At 41.5% G+C, this 22,958-nt stretch carries 23 protein-coding genes; 22 read left to right on the top strand and 1 reads right to left on the bottom strand.

Annotated elements, in window-relative coordinates:
* Positions 1 to 156: 156 nt before the first annotated feature.
* From AXK38_07795 to AXK38_07760, 8 genes are all read left to right on the top strand, one after another.
* The gene (locus tag AXK38_07795) at positions 157 to 2,379 is read left to right on the top strand and encodes a single-stranded-DNA-specific exonuclease RecJ (GenBank protein AMH89668.1); all 2,223 of its coding nucleotides are present in this window, start codon (positions 157 to 159) and stop codon (positions 2,377 to 2,379) included.
* A gap of 170 nt (positions 2,380 to 2,549) precedes the next feature.
* Positions 2,550 to 4,211 carry a ribonuclease J gene (locus AXK38_07790; GenBank protein ID AMH89149.1) on the top strand — a complete coding sequence of 554 codons (1,662 nt, stop codon included), beginning with the start codon at positions 2,550 to 2,552 and terminating at the stop codon, positions 4,209 to 4,211.
* Positions 4,212 to 4,279: 68 nt separating this feature from the next.
* The gene (locus AXK38_07785; protein AMH89148.1) at positions 4,280 to 5,059 is read left to right on the top strand and encodes an acetylesterase; all 780 of its coding nucleotides are present in this window, start codon (positions 4,280 to 4,282) and stop codon (positions 5,057 to 5,059) included.
* A gap of 130 nt (positions 5,060 to 5,189) precedes the next feature.
* Positions 5,190 to 6,410 carry a UDP-N-acetylmuramoylpentapeptide-lysine N(6)-alanyltransferase gene (locus AXK38_07780; GenBank protein AMH89147.1) on the top strand — a complete coding sequence of 407 codons (1,221 nt, stop codon included), beginning with the start codon at positions 5,190 to 5,192 and terminating at the stop codon, positions 6,408 to 6,410.
* Positions 6,411 to 6,414: 4 nt separating this feature from the next.
* Positions 6,415 to 7,647, top strand: coding sequence for a peptidoglycan branched peptide synthesis protein (locus tag AXK38_07775; protein AMH89146.1), 1,233 nt, complete (start codon positions 6,415 to 6,417; stop codon positions 7,645 to 7,647).
* 78 nt (positions 7,648 to 7,725) lie between these two features.
* Positions 7,726 to 8,427: a peptidase gene (locus AXK38_07770; protein ID AMH89145.1), complete on the top strand. Its 702-nt coding sequence runs from the start codon at positions 7,726 to 7,728 to the stop codon at positions 8,425 to 8,427.
* Positions 8,428 to 8,465: 38 nt separating this feature from the next.
* Entirely contained in the window at positions 8,466 to 10,313 is a 1,848-nt protein-coding gene (locus AXK38_07765; protein AMH89144.1) for an excinuclease ABC subunit C, read from the top strand.
* Positions 10,303 to 11,136, top strand: coding sequence for a serine/threonine protein phosphatase (locus AXK38_07760; protein AMH89143.1), 834 nt, complete (start codon positions 10,303 to 10,305; stop codon positions 11,134 to 11,136). The genes AXK38_07765 and AXK38_07760 overlap by 11 nt, the downstream gene beginning before the upstream one ends.
* A gap of 179 nt (positions 11,137 to 11,315) precedes the next feature.
* Here the strand turns inward: AXK38_07760 and AXK38_07755 are convergent, their stop codons facing one another.
* Positions 11,316 to 12,116: a glutamine ABC transporter substrate-binding protein gene (locus AXK38_07755; protein AMH89142.1), complete on the bottom strand. Its 801-nt coding sequence runs from the start codon at positions 12,114 to 12,116 to the stop codon at positions 11,316 to 11,318.
* Between AXK38_07755 and AXK38_07750 the strand changes: the two genes are divergently transcribed.
* From AXK38_07750 to AXK38_07685, 14 genes are all read left to right on the top strand, one after another.
* Positions 12,088 to 12,309: a hypothetical protein gene (locus AXK38_07750; GenBank protein AMH89141.1), complete on the top strand. Its 222-nt coding sequence runs from the start codon at positions 12,088 to 12,090 to the stop codon at positions 12,307 to 12,309. The genes AXK38_07755 and AXK38_07750 overlap by 29 nt on opposite strands.
* The gene (locus tag AXK38_07745) at positions 12,287 to 12,892 is read left to right on the top strand and encodes an NAD(P)H nitroreductase (protein ID AMH89140.1); all 606 of its coding nucleotides are present in this window, start codon (positions 12,287 to 12,289) and stop codon (positions 12,890 to 12,892) included. Before AXK38_07750 ends, AXK38_07745 begins: the two co-directional genes overlap by 23 nt.
* Positions 12,893 to 12,905: 13 nt before the next feature.
* Complete coding sequence (locus tag AXK38_07740) at positions 12,906 to 14,306, top strand: dipeptidase PepV (protein AMH89139.1); 1,401 nt, start codon at positions 12,906 to 12,908, stop codon at positions 14,304 to 14,306.
* A 53-nt stretch (positions 14,307 to 14,359) separates the two neighbouring features.
* Positions 14,360 to 14,950, top strand: coding sequence for a uracil-DNA glycosylase (locus AXK38_07735; GenBank protein AMH89138.1), 591 nt, complete (start codon positions 14,360 to 14,362; stop codon positions 14,948 to 14,950).
* Positions 14,947 to 15,234: a rhodanese gene (locus AXK38_07730; protein AMH89137.1), complete on the top strand. Its 288-nt coding sequence runs from the start codon at positions 14,947 to 14,949 to the stop codon at positions 15,232 to 15,234. The genes AXK38_07735 and AXK38_07730 overlap by 4 nt, the downstream gene beginning before the upstream one ends.
* A gap of 170 nt (positions 15,235 to 15,404) precedes the next feature.
* A complete protein-coding gene (locus AXK38_07725) occupies positions 15,405 to 16,730 on the top strand; it encodes a branched-chain amino acid ABC transporter substrate-binding protein (GenBank protein AMH89136.1) in 1,326 nt (441 codons plus the stop codon).
* 96 nt (positions 16,731 to 16,826) lie between these two features.
* Positions 16,827 to 17,864, top strand: a complete 1,038-nt coding sequence (locus AXK38_07720; protein ID AMH89135.1) for a peptidase M42 — start codon at positions 16,827 to 16,829, stop codon at positions 17,862 to 17,864.
* Position 17,865: 1 nt separating this feature from the next.
* The gene (locus AXK38_07715; GenBank protein ID AMH89134.1) at positions 17,866 to 18,336 is read left to right on the top strand and encodes a histidine triad protein; all 471 of its coding nucleotides are present in this window, start codon (positions 17,866 to 17,868) and stop codon (positions 18,334 to 18,336) included.
* Positions 18,337 to 18,338: 2 nt separating this feature from the next.
* A complete protein-coding gene (locus tag AXK38_07710) occupies positions 18,339 to 19,055 on the top strand; it encodes a D-alanyl-D-alanine carboxypeptidase (protein AMH89133.1) in 717 nt (238 codons plus the stop codon).
* A gap of 122 nt (positions 19,056 to 19,177) precedes the next feature.
* Positions 19,178 to 19,603 (top strand): 50S ribosomal protein L11, encoded by a 426-nt coding sequence (locus AXK38_07705; GenBank protein ID AMH89132.1) that lies wholly within the window; start codon positions 19,178 to 19,180, stop codon positions 19,601 to 19,603.
* A gap of 97 nt (positions 19,604 to 19,700) precedes the next feature.
* Positions 19,701 to 20,390 carry a 50S ribosomal protein L1 gene (locus AXK38_07700; protein AMH89131.1) on the top strand — a complete coding sequence of 230 codons (690 nt, stop codon included), beginning with the start codon at positions 19,701 to 19,703 and terminating at the stop codon, positions 20,388 to 20,390.
* 186 nt (positions 20,391 to 20,576) lie between these two features.
* Entirely contained in the window at positions 20,577 to 21,089 is a 513-nt protein-coding gene (locus AXK38_07695) for an adenine phosphoribosyltransferase (GenBank protein AMH89130.1), read from the top strand.
* A 182-nt stretch (positions 21,090 to 21,271) separates the two neighbouring features.
* Positions 21,272 to 22,216, top strand: coding sequence for a homoserine O-succinyltransferase (locus AXK38_07690; GenBank protein AMH89129.1), 945 nt, complete (start codon positions 21,272 to 21,274; stop codon positions 22,214 to 22,216).
* A gap of 8 nt (positions 22,217 to 22,224) precedes the next feature.
* Positions 22,225 to 22,902 (top strand): DNA replication protein DnaD, encoded by a 678-nt coding sequence (locus AXK38_07685; GenBank protein AMH89128.1) that lies wholly within the window; start codon positions 22,225 to 22,227, stop codon positions 22,900 to 22,902.
* The last annotated feature ends 56 nt before the right edge of the window (positions 22,903 to 22,958 follow it).

Here is a 22,958-nt window from a genome sequence, read left to right as displayed (position 1 = left end):
GATTTTATAACATGATTCTACACCAAAAGATTTTTCTTGTCAAATCATATCAGAAAAAAGTTAGTAAAATTTTTGTAGAAAGCAATCTGGATAGAGAAAAAGCCTAAATCATGTTATAATGAAGCAATAGAATTCTTAGAAAGAGTGGATGTCTTTTTGATAACACCTACTTATGAATGGCAGTTTGCCCCGCAGGTAGAAGATGCGGATTTTACAAAGATAGCCAAGAAGGCTGGACTGGGTCCTGAGGTGGCTCGGTTATTGTTTGAGAGAGGGATTCAGGATCAAGAAAGTCTGAAGAAGTTTTTAGAACCTTCTTTGGAGGACTTGCATGACCCTTATTTACTCCATGATATGGACAAGGCAGTGGCTCGGATTCGTCAGGCCATTGAAGAAGGGGAAAATATTCTCGTTTATGGAGATTACGATGCGGATGGCATGACTTCGGCTTCGATTGTGAAGGAAAGTTTGGAACAACTTGGTGCCGAGTGCCGTGTTTACTTGCCTAATCGTTTTACTGATGGATATGGTCCCAATGCTAGTGTTTATAAATACTTTATCGAGCAAGAAGGGATTTCCTTGATTGTGACGGTGGATAATGGGGTTGCGGGTCATGAAGCCATTGAATTGGCCCAGTCTATGGGAGTAGATGTCATTGTGACTGACCACCATTCCATGCCAGAAACCTTGCCAGATGCCTATGCCATCGTTCATCCTGAGCATCCAGATGCGGATTATCCTTTCAAATATTTGGCTGGTTGCGGAGTAGCTTTCAAGTTAGCTTGTGCCCTTTTAGAGGAAGTCCAAGTGGAACTGCTTGACTTGGTTGCTATCGGAACCATTGCTGATATGGTAAGTCTAACGGATGAAAATCGTATCTTGGTGCAATATGGTCTGGAAATGTTGGGGCATACTCAGCGCATTGGTCTACAAGAAATGCTAGACATGGCTGGAATTGCTACAAATGAAGTAACAGAAGAAACGATTGGCTTCCAGATTGCTCCTCGTTTAAATGCCTTGGGGCGCTTGGATGATCCCAATCCAGCTATTGATTTGTTGACTGGGTTTGATGATGAGGAAGCACACGAGATTGCCCTTATGATTCATCAGAAAAACGAAGAGCGTAAAGAAATCGTTCAGTCTATCTATGAAGAAGCTAAGACCATGGTGGAGCCTGAGAAGAAGGTCCAGGTCTTGGCCAAGGAAGGCTGGAATCCTGGGGTTCTAGGAATTGTAGCTGGTCGTTTGTTGGAAGAATTGGGACAGACAGTCATCGTTCTTAATATAGAAGACGGTCGTGCCAAGGGAAGTGCTCGTAGTGTGGAAGCAGTCGATATTTTTGAAGCCCTAGATCCCCATCGTGACCTCTTTATCGCATTTGGCGGTCATGCTGGCGCAGCAGGAATGACGCTAGAAGTTGAGAAACTTTCAGATTTATCTCAGATCTTGGAAGATTATGTCCGTGAAAAAGGAGCAGATGCTGGTGGCAAGAATAAGTTAAACCTAGATGAAGAGCTGGATTTGGAGACTTTGAGTCTTGAAACAGTCAAGAACTTTGAACGTTTAGCTCCCTTTGGAATGGACAATCAGAAACCAGTCTTTTATATCAAGGATTTTCAGGTCGAAAGTGCTCGTACTATGGGGGCAGGCAATGCCCATCTCAAGCTGAAAATCTCTAAGGGTGAAGCCAGTTTTGAAGTGGTGGCATTTAGACAAGGCAGATGGGCAACGGAGTTTGCTCAAACCAAGAATCTAGAGTTAGCAGTCAAATTGTCTGTCAACCAATGGAATGGCCAAACTGCCCTTCAGTTGATGATGGTGGATGCGCGTGTGGAGGGTGTTCAACTCTTTAACATTCGTGGGAAGAATGCCACCTTGCCAGAGGGAGTTCCAGTCTTGGATTTTGCTGGAGAAGTGCCAGATTTAGTGACTAGTGAAGCTGTTGTCGTAAAAACCGTTCCTGAGGATATTACCCTGCTGAAAACCATTTTTCAGGAGCAACATTTCTCAGCCGTCTATTTCAAAAACGACATCGACAAGGCCTACTACCTAACAGGTTATGGAACTAGAGAGCAGTTTGCCAAATTGTACAAGACCATTTATCAGTTTCCAGAGTTTGATATTCGCTACAAGCTGAAAGACTTGGCAACTTATCTTAATATTCAACAAATCTTGCTGGTCAAGATGATTCAAGTATTTGAAGAATTAGGTTTTGTGATGATTAAAGATGGTGTGATGACAGTCAATAAAGAAGCACCAAAGAGAGAGATAGGAGAAAGTCAGATTTACCAAAATCTCAAACAAACCGTTAAAGACCAAGAAATGATGGCGCTGGGTACGGTGCAAGAAATCTATGACTTTTTGATGGAAAAAGAATAGAAGCTAGGAAAGAGTTGGGCAACCAGCTCTTTTTTGAAAACAAATCTTCATTTTGAAAATCATCAAAAAAATGGTATAATGGTAGGAAAAGATTCGGCTAAAAGTAGTGCTTTTAGAATAAAAGGGCAAGTAACCCTATAATCAAGATAAACTAAGCTTTCGGAGGAAAAATGAGTAATATCAGTTTAACAACACTTGGTGGTGTGCGTGAAAATGGGAAAAATATGTATATCGCTGAAATCGATGGGTCTATTTTCGTTTTGGATGCAGGTCTGAAATACCCTGAAAATGAACAACTAGGGGTGGATGTGGTCATTCCCAATATGGACTACCTTTTTGAAAATAGCGATCGTATCGCTGGGGTCTTCCTAACTCACGGGCATGCGGATGCCATTGGTGCTCTTCCTTATCTCTTGGCTGAAGCCAAGGTACCTGTATTTGGCTCTGAGTTGACCATTGAGTTGGCCAAACTCTTTGTTAAAGGAAATGATACGGTTAAGAAATTCAATGATTTCCATGTCATTGATGAGGATTCAGAGATTGATTTTGGAGGAACTGTGGTTTCCTTCTTCCGTACGACCCACTCTATCCCAGAAAGTCTGGGTATTGTCTTGAAGACAGTTGAAGGTAGCATTGTTTATACAGGCGACTTCAAATTTGACCAGACAGCTAGTGAATCCTATGCGACAGACTTCGCTCGTTTGGCAGAAATCGGTCGTGATGGAGTTCTAGCTCTGCTTAGTGATTCAGCTAATGCAGATAGCAATATCCAAGTGGCTAGCGAAAGTGAAGTTGGGGACGAAATCACTCAAACTATTTCTGATTGGGATGGTCGTATCATCGTTGCAGCAGTAGCCAGCAACCTCTCTCGTATCCAGCAGGTGTTTGACGCTGCGGATGCAACAGGCCGTCGTGTGGTTTTGACAGGATTTGATATTGAAAATATCGTCCGCACTGCTATTCGCCTTAAGAAATTGTCTCTAGCTAACGAGAGTCTTTTGATTAAGCCAAAAGATATGTCTCGCTTTGAAGACCATGAGTTGATTATCCTTGAGACAGGTCGTATGGGTGAGCCTATCAACGGTCTTCGCAAGATGTCGATTGGTCGCCACCGTTATGTGGAAATCAAGGACGGTGACTTGGTCTATATCGTAACCACTCCGTCTATCGCTAAAGAAGCAGTTATGGCGCGTGTGGAAAACATGATTTACCAAGCTGGCGGGGTTGTCAAACTGATCACTCAAAGCTTGCGTGTGTCAGGGCACGGAAATGCGCGTGATTTGCAGTTGATGATCAATCTCTTGCAACCCAAGTATCTCTTCCCGATTCAGGGGGAATACCGTGAGTTGGATGCTCATGCTAAGGCTGCTATGGCCGTCGGGATGTTGCCAGAACGCATTTTCATCCCTAAAAAGGGAACCAGCATGGCTTATGAGAATGGGGACTTTGTCCCAGCTGGCGCGGTTTCAGCAGGGGATGTCTTGATTGACGGGAATGCCATTGGTGATGTTGGAAATGTAGTTCTTCGTGACCGTAAGGTCTTGTCAGAAGATGGCATTTTCATCGTCGCAATCACCGTTAACCGTCGTGAGAAGAAAATTGTGTCCAAGGCTCGTGTTCATACGCGCGGATTTGTTTATCTCAAGAAGAGCCGCGATATTCTCCGTGAAAGTTCAGAATTGATTAACCAGACGGTAGAAGACTATCTTCAAGGAGATGACTTTGATTGGGCAGATCTTAAAGGGAAGGTTCGTGATACTCTGACCAAGTATCTCTTTGATCAAACCAAGCGTCGTCCAGCTATTTTACCAGTAGTCATGGAAGCAAAATAATCGTTGAAATAAACAGAGAGAAAGTCGAATTTCGGCTTTTTCTTATCGGAAAATAGAAGGAGAAAATCATGGCAGTAATGAAAATCGAGTATTACTCACAGGTATTAGATATGGAGTGGGGGGTGAATGTTCTTTACCCCGATGCCAATCGAGTGGAAGAACCAGATTGCGAAGATATCCCTGTTTTGTATCTTTTACACGGGATGTCTGGCAATCATAACAGTTGGCTCAAGCGAACCAACGTAGAACGCTTGCTTCGAGGAACCAATCTCATCGTTGTCATGCCTAATACCAGCAATGGTTGGTACACTGATACTAAGTATGGTTTTGATTACTACACAGCTCTAGCAGAGGAATTGCCACAGGTTTTGAAACGTTTCTTCCCTAATATGACTAGCAAGCGTGAAAAGACCTTTATCGCTGGTCTTTCTATGGGAGGTTATGGCTGTTTCAAATTGGCTCTTGCAACAAATCGTTTTTCTCACGCAGCTAGTTTTTCAGGCGCTCTTAGCTTTCAAGATTTTTCTCCTGAAAGCCAAGATCTGGGAACGCCAGCTTATTGGAGAGGCGTGTTTGGGGAGATTAAGGATTGGACAGCTAGCCCCTATTCTCTTGAAAGTCTGGCTAAAAAATCGGATAAAAAGACCAAACTTTGGGCTTGGTGTGGCGAGCAAGATTTCTTGTACGAAGCCAATAATCTCGCAGTGAAAAATCTCAAAAAACTGGGCTTTGATGTGACCTATAGCCATAGTGCTGGAACTCACGAATGGTACTACTGGGAAAAACAATTGGAAAGATTTTTAGCAACTCTTCCAATCGATTTCAAATTAGAAGAGAGATTGAGCTAAGTTTTTATAAATAAACCACCATTTATAGTTATTCTTGGCTTAAAAACATTGATGGAAGTCTATTTTCACTAGACTTTTTAATCGAAAATAGTAAAATAGTAGAGAGATACTAGTTGAAAGAGAGAAAAATATGTATCGTTATCAGCTTGGGATACCACTATCAGAGTATGATGGTTTTGTAAAAGAACATCCCATGGTTAATCTATTACAAAGCAGTGCTTGGGAAAAAGTGAAATCTGATTGGAATCATGAGAGGCTTGGTGTCTATGAAGAAGGGAAGTTACTGGCTGTGGCTAGTATTCTCATAAAGTCCCTCCCTTTGGGGTATAAAATGTTTTACATCCCAAGAGGTCCTATATTGGATTACAGGGATACAGAACTTTTAAAGTTTGTCCTGCAGTCTATTAAGTCTTATGCTCGCAGTAAGAGAGCGGTTTTTGTGACTTTCGATCCAAGCATTTGTCTATCTCAACATTTGGTTAATCAAGATAAAAGAGAATATCCTGAAAATCTTGCTATTGTTGATATTTTAGGGCAATTAGGAGTGGAATGGTCTGGGCAGACAATCGAGATGGATGACACCATTCAGCCTCGTATTCAGGCGAAAATATATAAGGAAAATTTTGAAGAAGATAAACTTTCTAAATCAACGAGGCAAGCTATTCGAACAGCACGAAACAAAGGGCTTGAGATTCAATATGGTGGACTGGAACTATTAGATTCATTTTCGGAGTTGATGAAAAAAACTGAGAAGCGAAAAGAGATTCATTTAAGAAACGAAGCTTATTATAAAAAATTATTAGATAACTTCAAAGAAGATTCCTATATCACGCTAACAAGTTTGGATGTTTCTAAGCGTTTAAGAGAATTAGAAGAACAATTAGAAAAAAATAGAGTAGTTGCAGAAAAATTTAATGATGCAACCAAACCTTCAAAAGTTCAGGAAAATATAAAAGAAAAAGAACGTTTAGAAGAGGAAATAGATTTCTTGCAGGGATATATGAACATGGGAAAATCAAACATTCCTTTAGCGGCTACTTTGAGTTTGGAATTTGGTAATACCTCTGTCAATCTATATGCTGGTATGGATGATGATTTTAAACGTTACAATGCACCAATTTTAACTTGGTATGAAACGGCTCGCTATGCCTTTGAGCGAGGTATGGTGTGGCAAAATTTAGGTGGTGTTGAAAACTCTTTCAATGGTGGACTTTATCATTTTAAGGAAAAATTTAATCCAACGATTGAAGAATATTTGGGTGAATTTACAATGCCCACTCATCCTCTCTATCCTCTGTTAAGACTTGCTCTTGATTTCCGTAAAACATTAAGAAAAAAACATAGAAAGTAAGTATATGGCACTAACTACACTCACGAAAGAAGAGTTTCGTACTTATTCTGATCAGGTTTCTTCTCGTTCCTTTATGCAATCTGTCCAGATGGGGGACTTATTAGAAAAAAGAGGGGCTCGAATTGTTTACCTTGCTTTGAAACAAGAAGGAGAAATTCAAGTTGCAGCTCTGGTTTATAGCTTGCCCATGCTAGGTGGTCTGCATATGGAGCTCAATTCGGGGCCTATTTATACGAAAAAAGAAGCCCTTCCTATTTTTTATGCGGAGTTAAAAGCATATGCTAAGCAGAATGGTGTATTAGAGTTGCTTGTAAAACCTTATGAAACTTATCAAACTTTTGATAGTGAAGGTGATCCAATAGATGCTGAGAAAAAAAGTATTATTCAAGATTTGACTAATTTAGGTTATCAATTTGATGGATTGACAACAGGTTATCCAGGTGGAGAACCAGATTGGTTATACTATAAAGATTTGACTGAATTAACTGAAAAGAATTTGCTTAAAAGTTTTAGCAAAAAGGGTAAACCCTTGGTGAAAAAGGCTGAAACGTTTGGCATTCGGTTGAAAAAGTTAAAACGTGAAGAACTATCGATTTTTAAGAATATAACAAAAGAAACCTCTGAACGTAGAGAATATAGTGATAAAAGTTTAGAATATTATGAGCACTTTTATGATTCATTTGGAGAACAAGCGGAGTTTCTCATAGCAAGCTTAAATTTTTCGGAGTATATGAGCAAATTGCAAGGTGAACAAAGTAAACTAGAAGAAGTCTTAGACAAGTTGCGACTTGATTTGAGTAAAAATCCTCATTCTGAGAAAAAACAAAATCAACTGAGAGAATATTCTAGTCAATTTGAAACTTTTGAAGTTCGAAAAGCAGAAGCGAGAGACTTGATTGAAAAATATGGAGAAGAAGATATTGTTTTAGCCGGGAGTTTATTTGTTTATATGCCTCAGGAAACGACTTATCTTTTTAGTGGTTCCTACACTGAATTTAATAAGTTCTATGCCCCTGCGCTACTTCAAAAATATATTATGTTGGAAAGTATAAAACGTGGAATACCTAAATACAACTTCCTAGGGATTCAAGGGATTTTTGATGGTAGTGATGGCGTTTTGCGTTTTAAACAAAATTTTAATGGCTATATTGTACGTAAAGCAGGAACTTTCCGTTATCATCCATCGCCTTTAAAATACAAAGCTATTCAGTTAGTCAAAAAAATATTAGGACGTTAAGATGAACAAGCCAGTATTTAGCTTTCTTTCAGCTTGTTTTAGTAAAATAGTCTTTATTTGCTAGAAAGGTAGAGAGACATGCGCTGGCTTTTTCGTTTGATAGGGGTTTTCTTTTCTTTTGTTTGGCGTTTGTTTTGGCGCTTGGTTTGGATTGTTTTGTTTTTATGCACTCTTGCTTTTGGATTTCTCTGGTATCTGAACGGGGATTTCCAAGGAGCGCTGAAGCAGGCAGAGCGGTCGGTAAAGATTGGTCAACAAAGCATTGACCAATGGGAAAAAACAGGGCAACTGCCTAAGTTGAGCCAGACAGATAGCCACCAGCATTCTGAAGGAAGGTGGCCACAGGCTTCTGCTCGTATTTATCTAGATCCTCAGATGGATTCACGCTTTCAAGAGGCTTATGTAGAAGCAATTCAGAACTGGAATCAAACTGGTGCTTTTAACTTTGAACTTGTGACTGAGTCCAGCAAGGCGGATATCTTGGCTACGGAGATGAACGACGGAAACACTCCTGTGGCAGGAGAGACGGAAAGTCAGACCAATCTCTTGACGGGGCAATTCTTGTCTGTAACGGTGCGTCTGAATCATTATTATCTGTCCAATCCTGACTATGGCTATTCCTATGAGCGTGTTGTCCATACGGCAGAACATGAGTTGGGGCATGCGATTGGCTTGGACCATACAGATGAGAAGTCTGTGATGCAACCTGCAGGTTCCTTTTATGGTATTCAGGAAGAGGATGTTGCAAACCTTCGAAAATTATATGAGAGCAATGAGTAGGGGACTATCTTTCCCTACTTTTTTGCTATAATGGAACTATGAATAACTTGATTAAATCAAAACTAGAGCTCTTGCCGACCAGCCCTGGTTGCTACATTCACAAGGATAAAAATGGCACCATTATCTATGTAGGAAAGGCTAAAAATCTGCGCAACCGTGTGCGGTCCTATTTCCGTGGAAGTCACGATACCAAGACAGAGGCTCTGGTATCTGAAATTGTGGATTTTGAATTTATCGTTACGGAGTCCAATATTGAGGCCCTTCTCCTAGAAATCAACCTGATCAAGGAAAATAAGCCTAAATACAATATTATGCTCAAGGATGATAAGTCTTATCCTTTCATCAAGATTACCAATGAACGTTATCCTCGTTTGATTATCACCCGTCAGGTCAAGAAGGATGGTGGTCTTTATTTTGGTCCTTATCCAGATGTGGGGGCAGCCAATGAAATCAAGCGACTTTTGGATCGAATTTTCCCTTTTCGTAAGTGTACTAATCCTCCTTCTAAGGTCTGTTTTTACTACCATATCGGTCAATGTATGGCCCACACCATCTGTAAGAAGGATGAGGCCTATTTCAAGTCTATGGCTCAGGAGGTTTCTGATTTCCTAAAAGGACAGGATAACAAAATCATCGATGCCCTCAAGGGGAAAATGGCAGCGGCAGCTCAGACTATGGAATTTGAACGTGCTGCGGAATACCGTGATCTGATTCAGGCCATTGGAACGCTTCGGACCAAGCAAAGGGTTATGGCCAAGGATCTCCAAAATCGGGATGTCTTTGGTTACTATGTGGATAAGGGCTGGATGTGTGTTCAGGTTTTCTTTGTTCGTCAGGGCAAGCTCATTGAGCGAGATGTCAATCTCTTCCCTTACTACAATGATCCAGATGAGGATTTCTTGACCTATGTGGGACAATTCTATCAAGAAAAATCTCACCTGGTTCCCAATGAGGTGCTGATTCCGCAGGATATCGATGAAGAAGCAGTCAAGGCCTTGGTGGATACCAAGATTCTCAAACCCCAGCGTGGAGAGAAAAAACAACTGGTCAATCTAGCCATAAAAAATGCTCGTGTTAGTCTGGAGCAGAAGTTCAATTTGCTAGAGAAATCTGTCGAAAAGACCCAAGGGGCTATTGAAAATCTAGGACGCTTGCTCCATATTCCGACTCCAGTTCGTATCGAGTCCTTCGATAACTCCAATATCATGGGCACCAGTCCTGTTTCAGCCATGGTGGTCTTTGTCAACGGCAAACCAAGTAAAAAAGATTATCGTAAATACAAAATCAAGACTGTGGTTGGACCGGACGACTATGCGAGTATGCGTGAGGTTATCCGCAGACGCTATGGTCGAGTTCAACGTGAGTCTTTGACTCCGCCAGATTTGATTGTCATTGATGGGGGACAAGGTCAAGTTAATATTGCCAAACAGGTCATCCAAGAAGAACTGGGTTTGGATATTCCAATTGCAGGTCTGCAAAAGAATGATAAGCACCAAACCCATGAATTGCTCTTTGGAGATCCGCTTGAGATGGTGGAGCTGTCTCGCAATTCTCAAGAATTTTTCCTCCTCCAACGCATCCAAGATGAGGTCCACCGCTTTGCCATCACCTTCCACCGCCAATTGCGCTCCAAAAACTCCTTTTCTTCACAACTGGATGGGATTGACGGTCTGGGACCTAAACGCAAGCAGAATCTCATGAAGCATTTCAAGTCTTTGACTAAGATCAAGGAAGCCAGTGTGGATGAAATTGTCGAAGTTGGGGTGCCAAGAGCGGTCGCAGAAGCAGTTCAGAGGAAGTTGAATCCGCAGGAAGAAGTGGAGTTGTCTCAAGTAGCGGAAAAGAGTGTAAATTACCAAACAGAAGGAGACCATTATGAAACATAAAATCGCAATTTTATCAGACATTCATGGCAATGCGACGGCGCTAGAAGCAGTGATTGCAGATGCTAAAAATCAAGGAGTCAGTGAATACTGGCTTCTGGGAGATATTTTTCTTCCTGGTCCAGGCACAAATGATCTGGTCGCTCTGCTGAAGGGACTTCCTATAACGGCAAGTGTTCGAGGTAATTGGGATGATTGTGTCCTTGAGGCCTTGGATGGCGAATATGGTTTGGAACATCCACAAGAAATCCAGCTCATGCGATTGACCCAGTTTTTGATGGAGCGAATGGATCCTGCAACGATTGTCTGGCTACGAAGCTTGCCTTTGCTAGAAAAGAAAGAAGTTGACGGACTGCGCTTTTCTCTCTCTCATAATTTACCTGACAAAAACTATGGGAGTGACTTACTGGTTGATAATGATACGGAGAAATTTGATCAACTCCTAGATGCTGAAACCGACGTGGCAGTCTATGGTCATGTTCACAAGCAGTTGCTTCGTTATGGCAGTCAAGGGCAACAAATCATCAATCCAGGGTCGATTGGCATGCCCTATTTTAATTGGGAGGCGTTAAAAAATCACCGTGCCCAGTATGCCGTGATAGAGATTGAAGATGGGGAATTGGTAAATATCCAATTTCGTAAAGTCGCTTATGCTTATGAAGTGGAGTTAGAATTGGCCAAGTCCCAGGGTCTTCCCTTTATCGAAATGTATGAAGAACTACGTCGTGAAGATAATTATCAGGGGCACAATCTGGAACTATTAGCAAGCTTAATAGAAAAGTATGGGTATGTAGAAGATGTGAAGAATTTTTTTGATTTTTTGTAAGAGTTCCCTAAGATAATCAATGCAAATTAAAAACGATTGGCTGGTCCAATCGCTTTTAGTATATCTTATACTCAATGAAAATCAGAGAGCAAACTAGGAAGCTAGCCGTAGGTTGCTCAAAGCACAGCTTTGAGGTTGCAGATAAAGCTGACGTGGTTTGAAGAGATTTTCGAAGAGTATTATTGTAATTGAGATTGATCTGGAAGGTAAGAACCACCTAGATAAGTATTGCTAAGTTTTTCAAGTGTTCCGTCTTGATAGAGTTCTTTGAGTGCTTTATCAAATTTCTCTTTAAACTCTTTTTGGTCGTTTGAGAAAACGATATAGTTGTTGGGGCTATCGGCAGAAGGTAAATCAACGACTGAGAGGTCTAAGCCACGGTCCTTGATAATCTTTTGAACCGATACCTTGTCAAAAACTAGGAAATCAAATTCACCGTTAGAGAGGTCTAAGATTCGTTTACCGATATCCTCTCCAGAAAAATCGATAGTAGCGGGATTGTCAGTGTGTTTTTGATTCCAGTTATTGATGAATTGAGCGTTTGAAGTTCCGGTATCCTCTTGAGTTGTTTTGCCAGCGATTTGGTCAAGTGAAGTCAGAGGATTTTTCTTGTTACTGACTAAAACGAGGGGGTTGTTCGAAATCGGAAGTGAGTAGAGGTATTTCTCAGCACGTTCTTTTGTATAACTCAAGTTATTGGCTGCAGCCTGATAGTGACCAGAATCAAGTCCTGGGAAGATACTTTCCCAGGCAGTTCTTTGGAATTGAATCTCGTAGTCGCTGAGTTTTTCATCTACTGCTTTTAGAACTTCGATGTCGAAGCCGGTCAGATTGCCCTTGTCTTCGTAGTCAAATGGCGGCACATCACCAGCTGTAGCAACGACGATGGTCTTTTGAGAGTTAGTCTCTTTAGGTGTAGCTTGATTCCCACAGGCAACCAAAAATGGTAGGATGGCTAATAATAGGCTAAATTTTTTCATAATGTCTCCATTCAAATGTAAAGTACTTGTTAGTTTATCAGAAACTGTCCCGATGAACCAATATATATTTTTTATGGCTGCCATAAAAAATCTTAATCATGAAAAATCCCTGCAAGCTCTTTCAAATTATGGTAGAATGGAAGCAGTAGAATTAGAAAAGGAAATCGATCATGAAATTTCTCGAATTAAATAAAAAACGTCATGCGACTAAGCATTTCACTGATAAGCCGGTTGATCCCAAAGATGTGCGTACGGCTATCGAAATCGCAACCTTGGCTCCAAGTGCCCACAATAGCCAGCCTTGGAAATTTGTGGTCGTTCGTGAGAAAAATGCCGAACTAGCAAAATTGGCTTATGGTTCAAACTTTGAACAGGTATCATCAGCGCCTGTGACCATTGCCTTGTTTACAGACACAGATCTGGCTAAACGTGCTCGTAAGATTGCCCGAGTTGGTGGTGCTCATAACTTTTCTGAAGAGCAACTTCAATACTTCATGAAAAATTTGCCTGCTGAATTTGCCCGTTACAATGAACAACAGGTTAGTGACTACCTAGCCCTCAATGCAGGTTTGGTTGCTATGAACTTGGTTTTGGCTCTTACAGACCAAGGAATCGGATCAAATTTGATCCTTGGATTTGACAAATCAAAAGTCAATGAGGTTTTGGAAATTGAAGACCGTTTCCGTCCAGAACTTTTGATTACAGTGGGTTACACAGACGAAAAATTGGAACCAAGCTACCGCTTGCCAGTAGATGAAATCATCGAGAAAAGATAGAAAGAAGAAAAAAATGACAGCAATTGATTTTACAGCAGAAGTAGAAAAACGCAAAGAAGACCTCTTGGCTGACTTGTTTAGCCTTTTGGAAATCAACTCAGAACGTGATGATAGCAAGGTTGATGCTGAGCATCCATTTGGACCTGGGCCGGTAAAAGCCTTGGAAAAATTCCTTGAAATCGCAGACCGTGATGGCTATCCAACTAAGAATGTTGACAATTACGCAGGACATTTTGAGTTTGGTGATGGAGAAGAAGTTCTCGGAATCTTTGCCCACATGGATGTAGTGCCTGCTGGTAGCGGTTGGGACACAGATCCCTACACACCAACTATCAAAGATGGTCGTCTTTATGCGCGTGGTGCTTCGGATGACAAGGGTCCTACAACAGCTTGTTACTATGGTTTGAAAATCATCAAAGAATTGGGTCTTCCAACTTCTAAGAAAGTTCGCTTCATCGTTGGAACAGACGAAGAATCAGGCTGGGCAGACATGGACTACTATTTCGAGCACGTAGGACTTTCAAAACCAGACTTCGGTTTCTCTCCAGATGCTGAGTTCCCTATCATCAATGGTGAAAAAGGAAATATCACAGAATACCTCCACTTTGCAGGTGAAAATACAGGTGTAGCCCGTCTTCACAGCTTTGCAGGTGGTTTGCGTGAAAACATGGTACCAGAATCAGCAACAGCAGTTGTTTCAGGTGACTTGGCTGACTTGCAAGGGAAACTAGATGCCTTTGTTGCAGAACACAAACTTAGAGGAGAACTCCAAGAAGAAGCTGGCCAATACAAGGTGACGATCATTGGTAAATCAGCCCACGGTGCTATGCCTGCTTCAGGTGTCAATGGTGCGACTTACCTAGCCCTCTTCCTCAGCCAGTTTGACTTTGCTGGTCCAGCCAAAGACTACCTTGACATCGCTGGTAAGATTCTCTTGAACGATCATGAGGGTGAAAATCTCAAGATTGCTCATGTGGATGAAAAGATGGGTGCCCTTTCTATGAATGCCGGTGTCTTCCGCTTTGACGAAACAAGCGCTGATAATACCATTGCCCTTAACATCCGCTATCCAAAAGGAACAAGTCCAGAACAAATCAAGTCAATCCTTGAAAACTTGCCAGTTGCTTCTGTTAGCCTTTCTGAGCACGGTCACACCCCTCACTATGTGCCAATGGAAGATCCACTTGTGCAAACCTTGTTGAATGTTTATGAAAAACAAACTGGTCTTAAAGGTCACGAGCAAGTCATCGGTGGTGGAACCTTTGGTCGCTTGCTTGAACGAGGTGTTGCCTATGGTGCCATGTTCCCAGACTCAATTGACACCATGCACCAAGCCAATGAATTCATCGCCTTAGATGATCTCTTCCGAGCTGCAGCAATCTATGCCGAAGCTATTTATGAATTGATCAAATAAAACGATAGAAGTCTGAGATTGTATGCTTAGACTTCTTTTTGGAGGGAAAGTAGATGTCTCAAATTGAAAGAATCAAACAGGCTATTATGGCAGATCCGCAGAATGCTACCTATACAAAGCGTGGCATCGAGCCTCTCTTTGCAGCGCCAAAGACTGCTCGCATCAATATCATCGGTCAGGCACCAGGACTTAAAACTCAAGAAGCAGGCCTTTACTGGAAGGACAAAAGTGGTGACCGCTTGCGAGATTGGCTCGGTGTGGATGAAGATACCTTTTACAATTCAGGCTATTTTGCTGTTTTGCCCATGGATTTCTACTTTCCAGGGCATGGCAAGTCAGGTGACCTGCCACCGAGAACTGGCTTTGCAGAAAAATGGCATCCGCAGATCTTGCAAGAATTGCCCGATATTCAGTTGACCCTCTTGATCGGCCAATATGCCCAAGCCTACTATTTACAGGAGAAAGTCAGTGGCAAGGTGACAGAACGGGTAAAATATTATCAGAATTACTTGCCAGAGTATTTTCCTTTAGTTCACCCCTCACCGCGAAATCAAATCTGGATGGCCAAAAATCCTTGGTTTGAGGCAGAAGTGGTGCCGGATTTGAAAAAAAGAATTAAAACTATTTTAGGAGAAAAAGAATGAAAGAAATAGCCTTTGACGCATTTTACCAGCTTTACCAAAATGACCAACTTTCTTTAGTGGACGTGAGAGAAGTGGATGAGTTTGAAGCTCTTCATTTAGAAGGTGCTCAGAATCTTCCTCTGAGTCAATTAGCTGATACTTATGATCAATTGGACAAGGAACAGTTACATTATGTTATTTGTAAATCTGGAATGAGATCGGCGCGTGCTTGCCAATTCTTATCAGAACAAGGTTATGAGGTTATCAATGTCCAAGGTGGCATGATGGCCTTTGAAGAACTTTAAACATTATAATTTTCTCCTACTTGGTGTGATCTCGGTAGGGGATTTTATTTTTAGACAATTCTTATTTTTAAGAATCTTGAAAACATTCAATATTTACTTCGTGATACTTTTTTCATACTCTTATTCATGATATACTAGGTCAGTATTTTATAAATATGAAGGAGATTTTCATGGCTAAAAAAGGTGCCCTAACAGGTTTGCTCCTGTTTGGAATATTTTTTGGTGCGGGGAACTTGATTTTTCCGCCTTCTCTAGGTGCTCTATCTGGAGAACATTTTCTTCCTGCCATCGCAGGTTTTGTTTTTTCAGGTGTCGGTATCGCCGTCTTGACTCTTATTATTGGAACGCTAAATCCTAAAGGATATATTTACGAGATTTCAACAAAGATAGCGCCTTGGTTTGCGACTCTTTACCTCTCAGTTCTTTACTTGTCAATCGGTCCATTCTTTGCTATCCCACGTACTGCTACAACAGCTTACGAAGTAGGGATTAGCCCCCTTTTGTCGGATGCAAATAAAGGTTTTGGCTTGATTGTCTTTACGGTTCTGTATTTTGCAGCAGCCTATCTAATTTCGCTTAATCCATCAAAAATCTTAGACCGTATCGGCCGTATCTTAACGCCAGTCTTTGCGATTTTGATTGTTATCTTGGTTGTTCTAGGAGCTATCAAATATGGTGGAACAAGTCCTCAAGCTGCGTCAGCTGCTTATCAAGCTTCTGCCTTTGGTACAGGTTTCCTAGAAGGTTATAATACTTTGGATGCCCTTGCTTCAGTTGCCTTTAGCGTAATCGCAGTTCAAACCTTGAAACAACTTGGATTTTCAAGTAAGAAAGAATACATTTCAACTATTTGGGTCGTTGGTATCGTTGTTGCCCTTGCCTTCAGCGCTCTTTACATCGGTTTAGGTTTCCTTGGAAATCATTTCCCAGTACCAGCTGAAGCGATGAAGGGTGGAACACCAGGTGTTTACATCTTGTCACAAGCCACTCAAGAAATCTTTGGCTCAACAGCTCAACTCTTCCTTGCAGCTATGGTGACCGTAACCTGCTTCACAACAACAGTTGGTCTGATTGTGTCAACAGCTGAGTTCTTTAATGAACGCTTCCCACAAATCAGCTACAAGGTTTATGCGACAGCCTTTACCTTGATTGGATTTGCCATTGCTAATTTAGGTCTTGATGCGATTATCAAGTACTCAATTCCAGTACTGGTTATCTTGTACCCAATCACGATTGCTATCGTTATGATTGTCATTGTCAACAAATTTGTGGCTCTTTCAAAACCAGGTATGCAGTTGACAATTGCTGTTGTTACAGCTATTGCCATTGCAAGCGTACTAGGAAGCTCATTTAAAGTTGAGTTTCTTGCAAATCTTGTCAACGCTCTTCCTTTTGCCAAGGCATCTCTCCCATGGTTAGTACCAGCCGTTGTCGGAATCTTGCTCTCATTGGTTCTACCAAATAAGCAAGAAAGCGATGTTTTTGAAATGGAATAATCATTAAAATCACTTTTGTAGCTAAGTCTACAGGGGTGATTTTCTTTTTTATCCGATGATAAATGTGTTATAATAGGTAGCAAAAGAGGTGAAGAAATGAATCAAACAGTAGAATATATCAAAGAACTGACAGCCATTGCGTCGCCAACGGGCTTCACTCGGGAGATTTCGGACTATTTAGTCAAGACTCTAGAAGGTTTTGGTTACCAACCGGTTCGCACGGCCAAGGGCGGTGTCAATGTAACTATTAAAGGTCAAAATGATGAGCAACAACGTTATGTGACTGCCCATGTAGATACGCTTGGTGCTATTGTCCGTGCTGTCAAACCAGATGGCCGTCTCAAAATGGACCGTATCGGTGGTTTTCCTTGGAACATGATTGAAGGTGAAAACTGTACCGTTCATGTGGCTAGCACAGGTGAAAAAGTATCAGGAACCATCCTCATCCACCAAACTTCTTGTCATGTCTATAAGGATGCAGGAACTGCAGAACGCACGCAGGAAAATATGGAAGTGCGTTTGGATGCAAAAGTAACCAGTGAAAAAGAAACTCGTGCTCTTGGTATTGAGGTCGGTGATTTTATCAGCTTTGATCCACGAACCGTCGTGACAGAGACGGGTTTTATCAAGTCTCGTCATTTGGACGATAAGGTCAGTGCAGCGATTTTACTTAATCTTCTTCGTATTTATAAGGAAGAGAAGATTGAATTACCAGTAACAACTCATTTTGCTTTTTCAGTCTTTGAAGAAGTAGGCCACGGTGCTAACTCTAATATTCCTGCTCAGGTAGTAGAATATCTGGCTGTGGATATGGGAGCTATGGGAGATGACCAGCAGACAGATGAGTACACAGTGTCCATCTGTGTCAAGGATGCTTCTGGACCTTATCACTATGACTTCCGTCAACATTTGGTTGCCTTGGCGAAAGAGCAAGATATTCCATTTAAGCTGGACATCTATCCATTTTATGGTTCGGATGCTTCAGCGGCTATGTCCGCAGGTGCAGAAGTCAAACACGCTCTGCTTGGTGCTGGTATCGAGTCTAGTCATTCTTATGAGCGTACTCATATTGACTCGGTGGTCGCAACCGAGCGTATGGTTGATGCTTACCTTAAGAGCGCGTTGGTAGATTGATATGTGTCTGATTTGCCAGAGAATTGATCTCATCAAGAAGGGAGAAAATCCCTATTTTGTCAAAGAGTTGGAAACAGGCTATCTTGTGATTGGAGATCACCAGTATTTTGCAGGCTATAGTCTTTTTCTAGCCAAGGAACATGTCACCGAATTACACCATTTGAAAAAGGAAACAAGACTCCGTTTTCTCGAAGAAATGAGTCTAGTCCAAGAGGCAGTTGCCAAGGCCTTTACTGCTGAGAAAATGAATATCGAGCTGCTAGGAAATGGCGATGCCCATCTTCATTGGCATCTGTTTCCACGACGGACAGGTGATATGAATGGCCACGGTCTTAAAGGTCGTGGGCCAGTTTGGTGGGTTCCCTTTGAAGAAATGACAGCAGAAACTTGCCAAGTAAAACCGGAAGAGATTAAAAGATTAGTCGAATGTTTATCGTCAGAAGTAGATAAACTATTAGAAATAAAGGAGTAGAAATGAAAAAAAGATACCTTGTCTTGACAGCCTTGCTAGCCTTGAGTCTAGCAGCTTGTTCACAAGAAAAAGCAAAAAATGAAGACGGAGCAGCTAAGACAGAGCAAACAGCCAAGGCTGATGGGACAGTCGGAAGTAAGTCTCAAGGGGCTGCCCAGAAAAAAGCAGAAGTGGTTAACAAAGGAGACTACTACAGCATCCAAGGGAAATACGATGAAATCATCGTAGCCAATAAACACTATCCCTTGTCTAAAGACTACAATCCAGGGGAAAATCCAACAGCCAAGGCTGAGTTGGTCAAACTCATCAAAGCGATGCAAGAGGCAGGTTTCCCGATCAGTGACCATTACAGTGGCTTTAGAAGTTATGAAACTCAGACCAAGCTCTACCAAGATTATGTTAATCAAGATGGGAAAGCAGCAGCTGACCGTTACTCTGCTCGACCTGGCTATAGTGAACACCAAACAGGTTTGGCCTTTGATGTGATTAGCACAAATGGAGAATTGGTGACAGAAGAAAAAGCAGCCCAATGGCTCTTGGACCATGCAGCTGATTATGGCTTTGTTGTTCGTTATCTTAAAGGTAAGGAAAAGGAAACAGGCTATATGGCTGAGGAATGGCACCTTCGTTATGTTGGAAAAGAAGCTAAAGAAATTGCTGAGAGTGGTCTCAGTTTGGAAGAATACTATGGCTTTGAAGGCGGAGATTACGTCGATTAAAAAATAAACTTTTCTCTTGCAATTCCAGATAAATAGTGTATAATAGATGGGTATGTGAAAAGCATACTTGTGGGAGGTAAAAATCTCTAATTACCGCCAAAACCACAAAGGAGGATTTAAAAATGGCTAAAAAAGTCGAAAAACTTGTAAAATTGCAAATCCCTGCTGGTAAAGCTACACCAGCTCCACCGGTTGGACCTGCTCTTGGTCAAGCTGGTATCAACATCATGGGATTCACAAAAGAGTTCAACGCTCGTACAGCTGACCAAGCTGGTATGATTATTCCAGTTGTTATCTCAGTTTACGAAGATAAATCATTTACTTTCATCACTAAAACACCACCAGCTGCTGTTCTTTTGAAAAAAGCTGCAGGTGTTGAAAAAGGATCAGGTACACCTAACAAAACTAAAGTTGCTACAGTTACTCGTGCACAAGTACAAGAAATTGCAGAAACTAAGATGCCAGATTTGAACGCAGCAAACGTAGAGTCTGCAATGCGTATGATCGAAGGTACTGCTCGTTCTATGGGATTCACTGTTGTTGACTAATCAATAACACCCCCAATATAACCCGCAAGACTTCATCATTTCGAGAAGTGACGTGGGAGATGAAAATCGATTGAACCACTTACAAGGAGAATAGAAAATGGCTAAAAAAAGCAAACAACTTCGTGCTGCTCTTGAGAAAATCGACAGCACAAAAGCATACAGCGTAGAAGAAGCTGTAGCACTTGCAAAAGAAACTAACTTTGCAAAATTTGACGCAACTGTAGAAGTTGCTTACAACTTGAACATCGACGTTAAAAAAGCTGACCAACAAATCCGTGGAGCAATGGTATTGCCAAACGGGACTGGTAAAACTTCACGCGTTCTTGTTTTTGCACGTGGTGCAAAAGCTGAAGAAGCAAAAGCTGCTGGTGCAGACTTTGTTGGCGAAGATGACCTTGTTGCTAAAATCAACGACGGTTGGTTGGACTTCGACGTAGTTATCGCTACGCCTGACATGATGGCTCTTGTTGGACGTCTTGGACGTGTCCTTGGACCACGTAACTTGATGCCAAACCCTAAAACTGGTACTGTAACAATGGATGTTGCTAAAGCAGTTGAAGAGTCTAAAGGTGGTAAAATCACTTACCGTGCTGACCGTGCAGGTAACGTTCAAGCAATCATCGGTAAAGTATCATTTGAAGCTGAAAAATTGGTTGAAAACTTCAAAGCTTTCAACGAAACAATCCAAAAAGCAAAACCAGCTACAGCTAAAGGAACTTACGTAACAAACTTGACTATCACAACTACTCAAGGTGTTGGTATCAAAGTTGACGTAAACTCACTTTAATCAGTTGTTTATACACAAAGGCGAGTACGAAAGTGCTCGTTTTTGTATGTGAGTTATAGTTTAGATAAAAATAGTTATCTTCATTTAGCTCATAGAGTGAGTAGCAAATGAAATGCTGTTTTCTCTTCCTTCTTTGCTAGAAAATATGGTATAATAGAGAGTAAAAATTTTGAAAGAAAGAAAAAGATGAATTTAAAAGATTATATTGCAACAATTGAAAATTATCCAAAGGAAGGCATCACCTTCCGTGATATCAGTCCTTTGATGGCTGATGGAAATGCTTATAGCTACGCTGTTCGTGAAATTGTTCAGTATGCTACTGACAAGAAAATCGACATGATTGTAGGTCCTGAGGCTCGTGGTTTTATCGTAGGCTGTCCTGTTGCCTTTGAGTTGGGAATTGGTTTTGCTCCTGTTCGTAAGCCAGGAAAATTGCCACGCGAAGTCATTTCTGCTGACTATGAAAAAGAGTACGGTGTTGATACCTTGACTATGCACGCGGATGCCATCAAGCCAGGTCAACGTGTTCTTATCGTAGACGACCTCTTGGCGACAGGTGGAACTGTTAAGGCGACCATCGAGATGATTGAAAAACTTGGCGGTGTTGTGGCAGGTTGTGCCTTCCTTGTTGAATTGGATGAATTGAACGGCCGTGAAAAAATCGGTGACTACGATTACAAAGTTCTCATGCATTATTAATGAAAAACAGTCCCTAGGGCTGTTTTCTCTACATTAGGATATAAAAATAGACTATAGCTAGTTAGAGAAAAACTATAATTGAAAACTATATCTTCTTGCAGTATAATAAAAGGACTAAGTGTTTGAGTTTTGACTTCAAACATATGCAATGATTCCTGAAAGAGTACAGTTAGGAGAGGGTTATGCCGATTCGAATTGATAAAAAATTGCCAGCTGTTGAGATTTTACGGACAGAGAATATCTTTGTCATGGATGATCAACGTGCTGCCCACCAAGATATCCGTCCCTTGAAGATTTTAATCTTAAATCTCATGCCACAAAAAATGGTCACAGAGACTCAATTGTTGCGCCATTTGGCCAATACACCCCTGCAACTGGATATTGATTTCCTCTATATGGAAAGCCACCGTTCTAAAACAACTCGCTCAGAGCACATGGAGACTTTCTATAAAACTTTTCCTGAAGTCAAGGATGAGTATTTTGACGGGATGATTATCACAGGGGCTCCAGTTGAGCATTTACCATTTGAGGAAGTGGACTATTGGGAGGAATTCAGTCAGGTGCTTGAGTGGTCCAAGACCCATGTCTATTCGACCCTTCATATCTGTTGGGGGGCTCAGGCTGGGCTTTATCTGCGTTATGGGGTTGAAAAATACCAGATGGACAGTAAGTTATCGGGTATCTATCCTCAGGACACCTTAAAGGAAGGTCATCTTCTCTTTAGGGGCTTTGACGATAGTTACGTATCTCCTCATTCTCGGCATACGGAGATTTCTAAGGAAGAGATCTTAAACAAAACCAATCTCGAGATTTTATCAGAAGGACCTCAGGTTGGGGTTTCGATTTTGGCCAGTCGTGATTTACGTGAAATTTATAGTTTTGGGCATTTGGAATATGACCGTGATACCTTAGCAAAAGAGTATTTCCGAGATCGTGATGCAGGTTTGGATCCTCATATTCCAGAAAATTACTTTAAGGATAATGATGTCAACCAGACACCTTGTCTTTGTTGGTCTTCATCAGCAGCCCTATTTTTCAGTAACTGGGTAAACTATGCTGTCTATCAGGAGACGCCTTTTGACTGGAGAAAGATAGAAGATGATGCATCTGCATATGGGTATTTATAAGAGGAATTATGACATATTTAGACGCTTTTAAATCAGGGAACTTGGTTTTACCGAGTGCCCTGCTCTTGCATTTTAAGGAACTCTTTCCTTCCAGCGACGATTTTCTGGTCTGGCAATTTTTCTATTTGCAAAATACGACAGGTTTGGAAGAAATGTCGCCAAGCCAGATTGCTGATAGGATTGGCAAGGAAATTTCAGATGTCAATCAAGCTATTTCCAATCTGACGGAGAGGGGACTCCTTCAGTATCGTACTATTGAATTAAATGGCGAAATTGAATTGCTATTTGATGCTAGTCTAGCCTTGGAACGTTTGGATGACTTGCTTGGAGCTAGCTCTTCGAGTTCAGACCAGTTGACCCCTCAAAACCAGCTTAAGGATTTGGTGGAAACCTTCCAGCAGGAGCTGGGACGCTTGTTGACGCCTTTTGAAATCGAGGATTTGACTAAGACCCTTAAGGAAGATGGGACTAGTGCTGACTTGATTAAGGAAGCTCTTCGCGAAGCTGTTTTGAATGGAAAACCAAACTGGAAGTACATTCAGGCGATTTTGAGAAACTGGCGCCATGAAGGTATCAAAAGTGTGGCTCAAATCGAGGCCAAGCGAGCTGAAAGAGAAGCCAACAATCCTCAGTTGACACAGGTATCTGCGGATTTCCAAAATGCCATGGATCTCTGGAAGGATTAATCCATGCAAGCAGGCTTGAAATCCGAGTAAGATTTGCAAGCTGTGTTTAATTGTGA

The organism is Streptococcus mitis (assembly GCA_001560895.1).
GTDB lineage: Bacteria > Bacillota > Bacilli > Lactobacillales > Streptococcaceae > Streptococcus > Streptococcus mitis_Q.
This window is presented reverse-complemented; position numbering and strand designations above follow the sequence as displayed.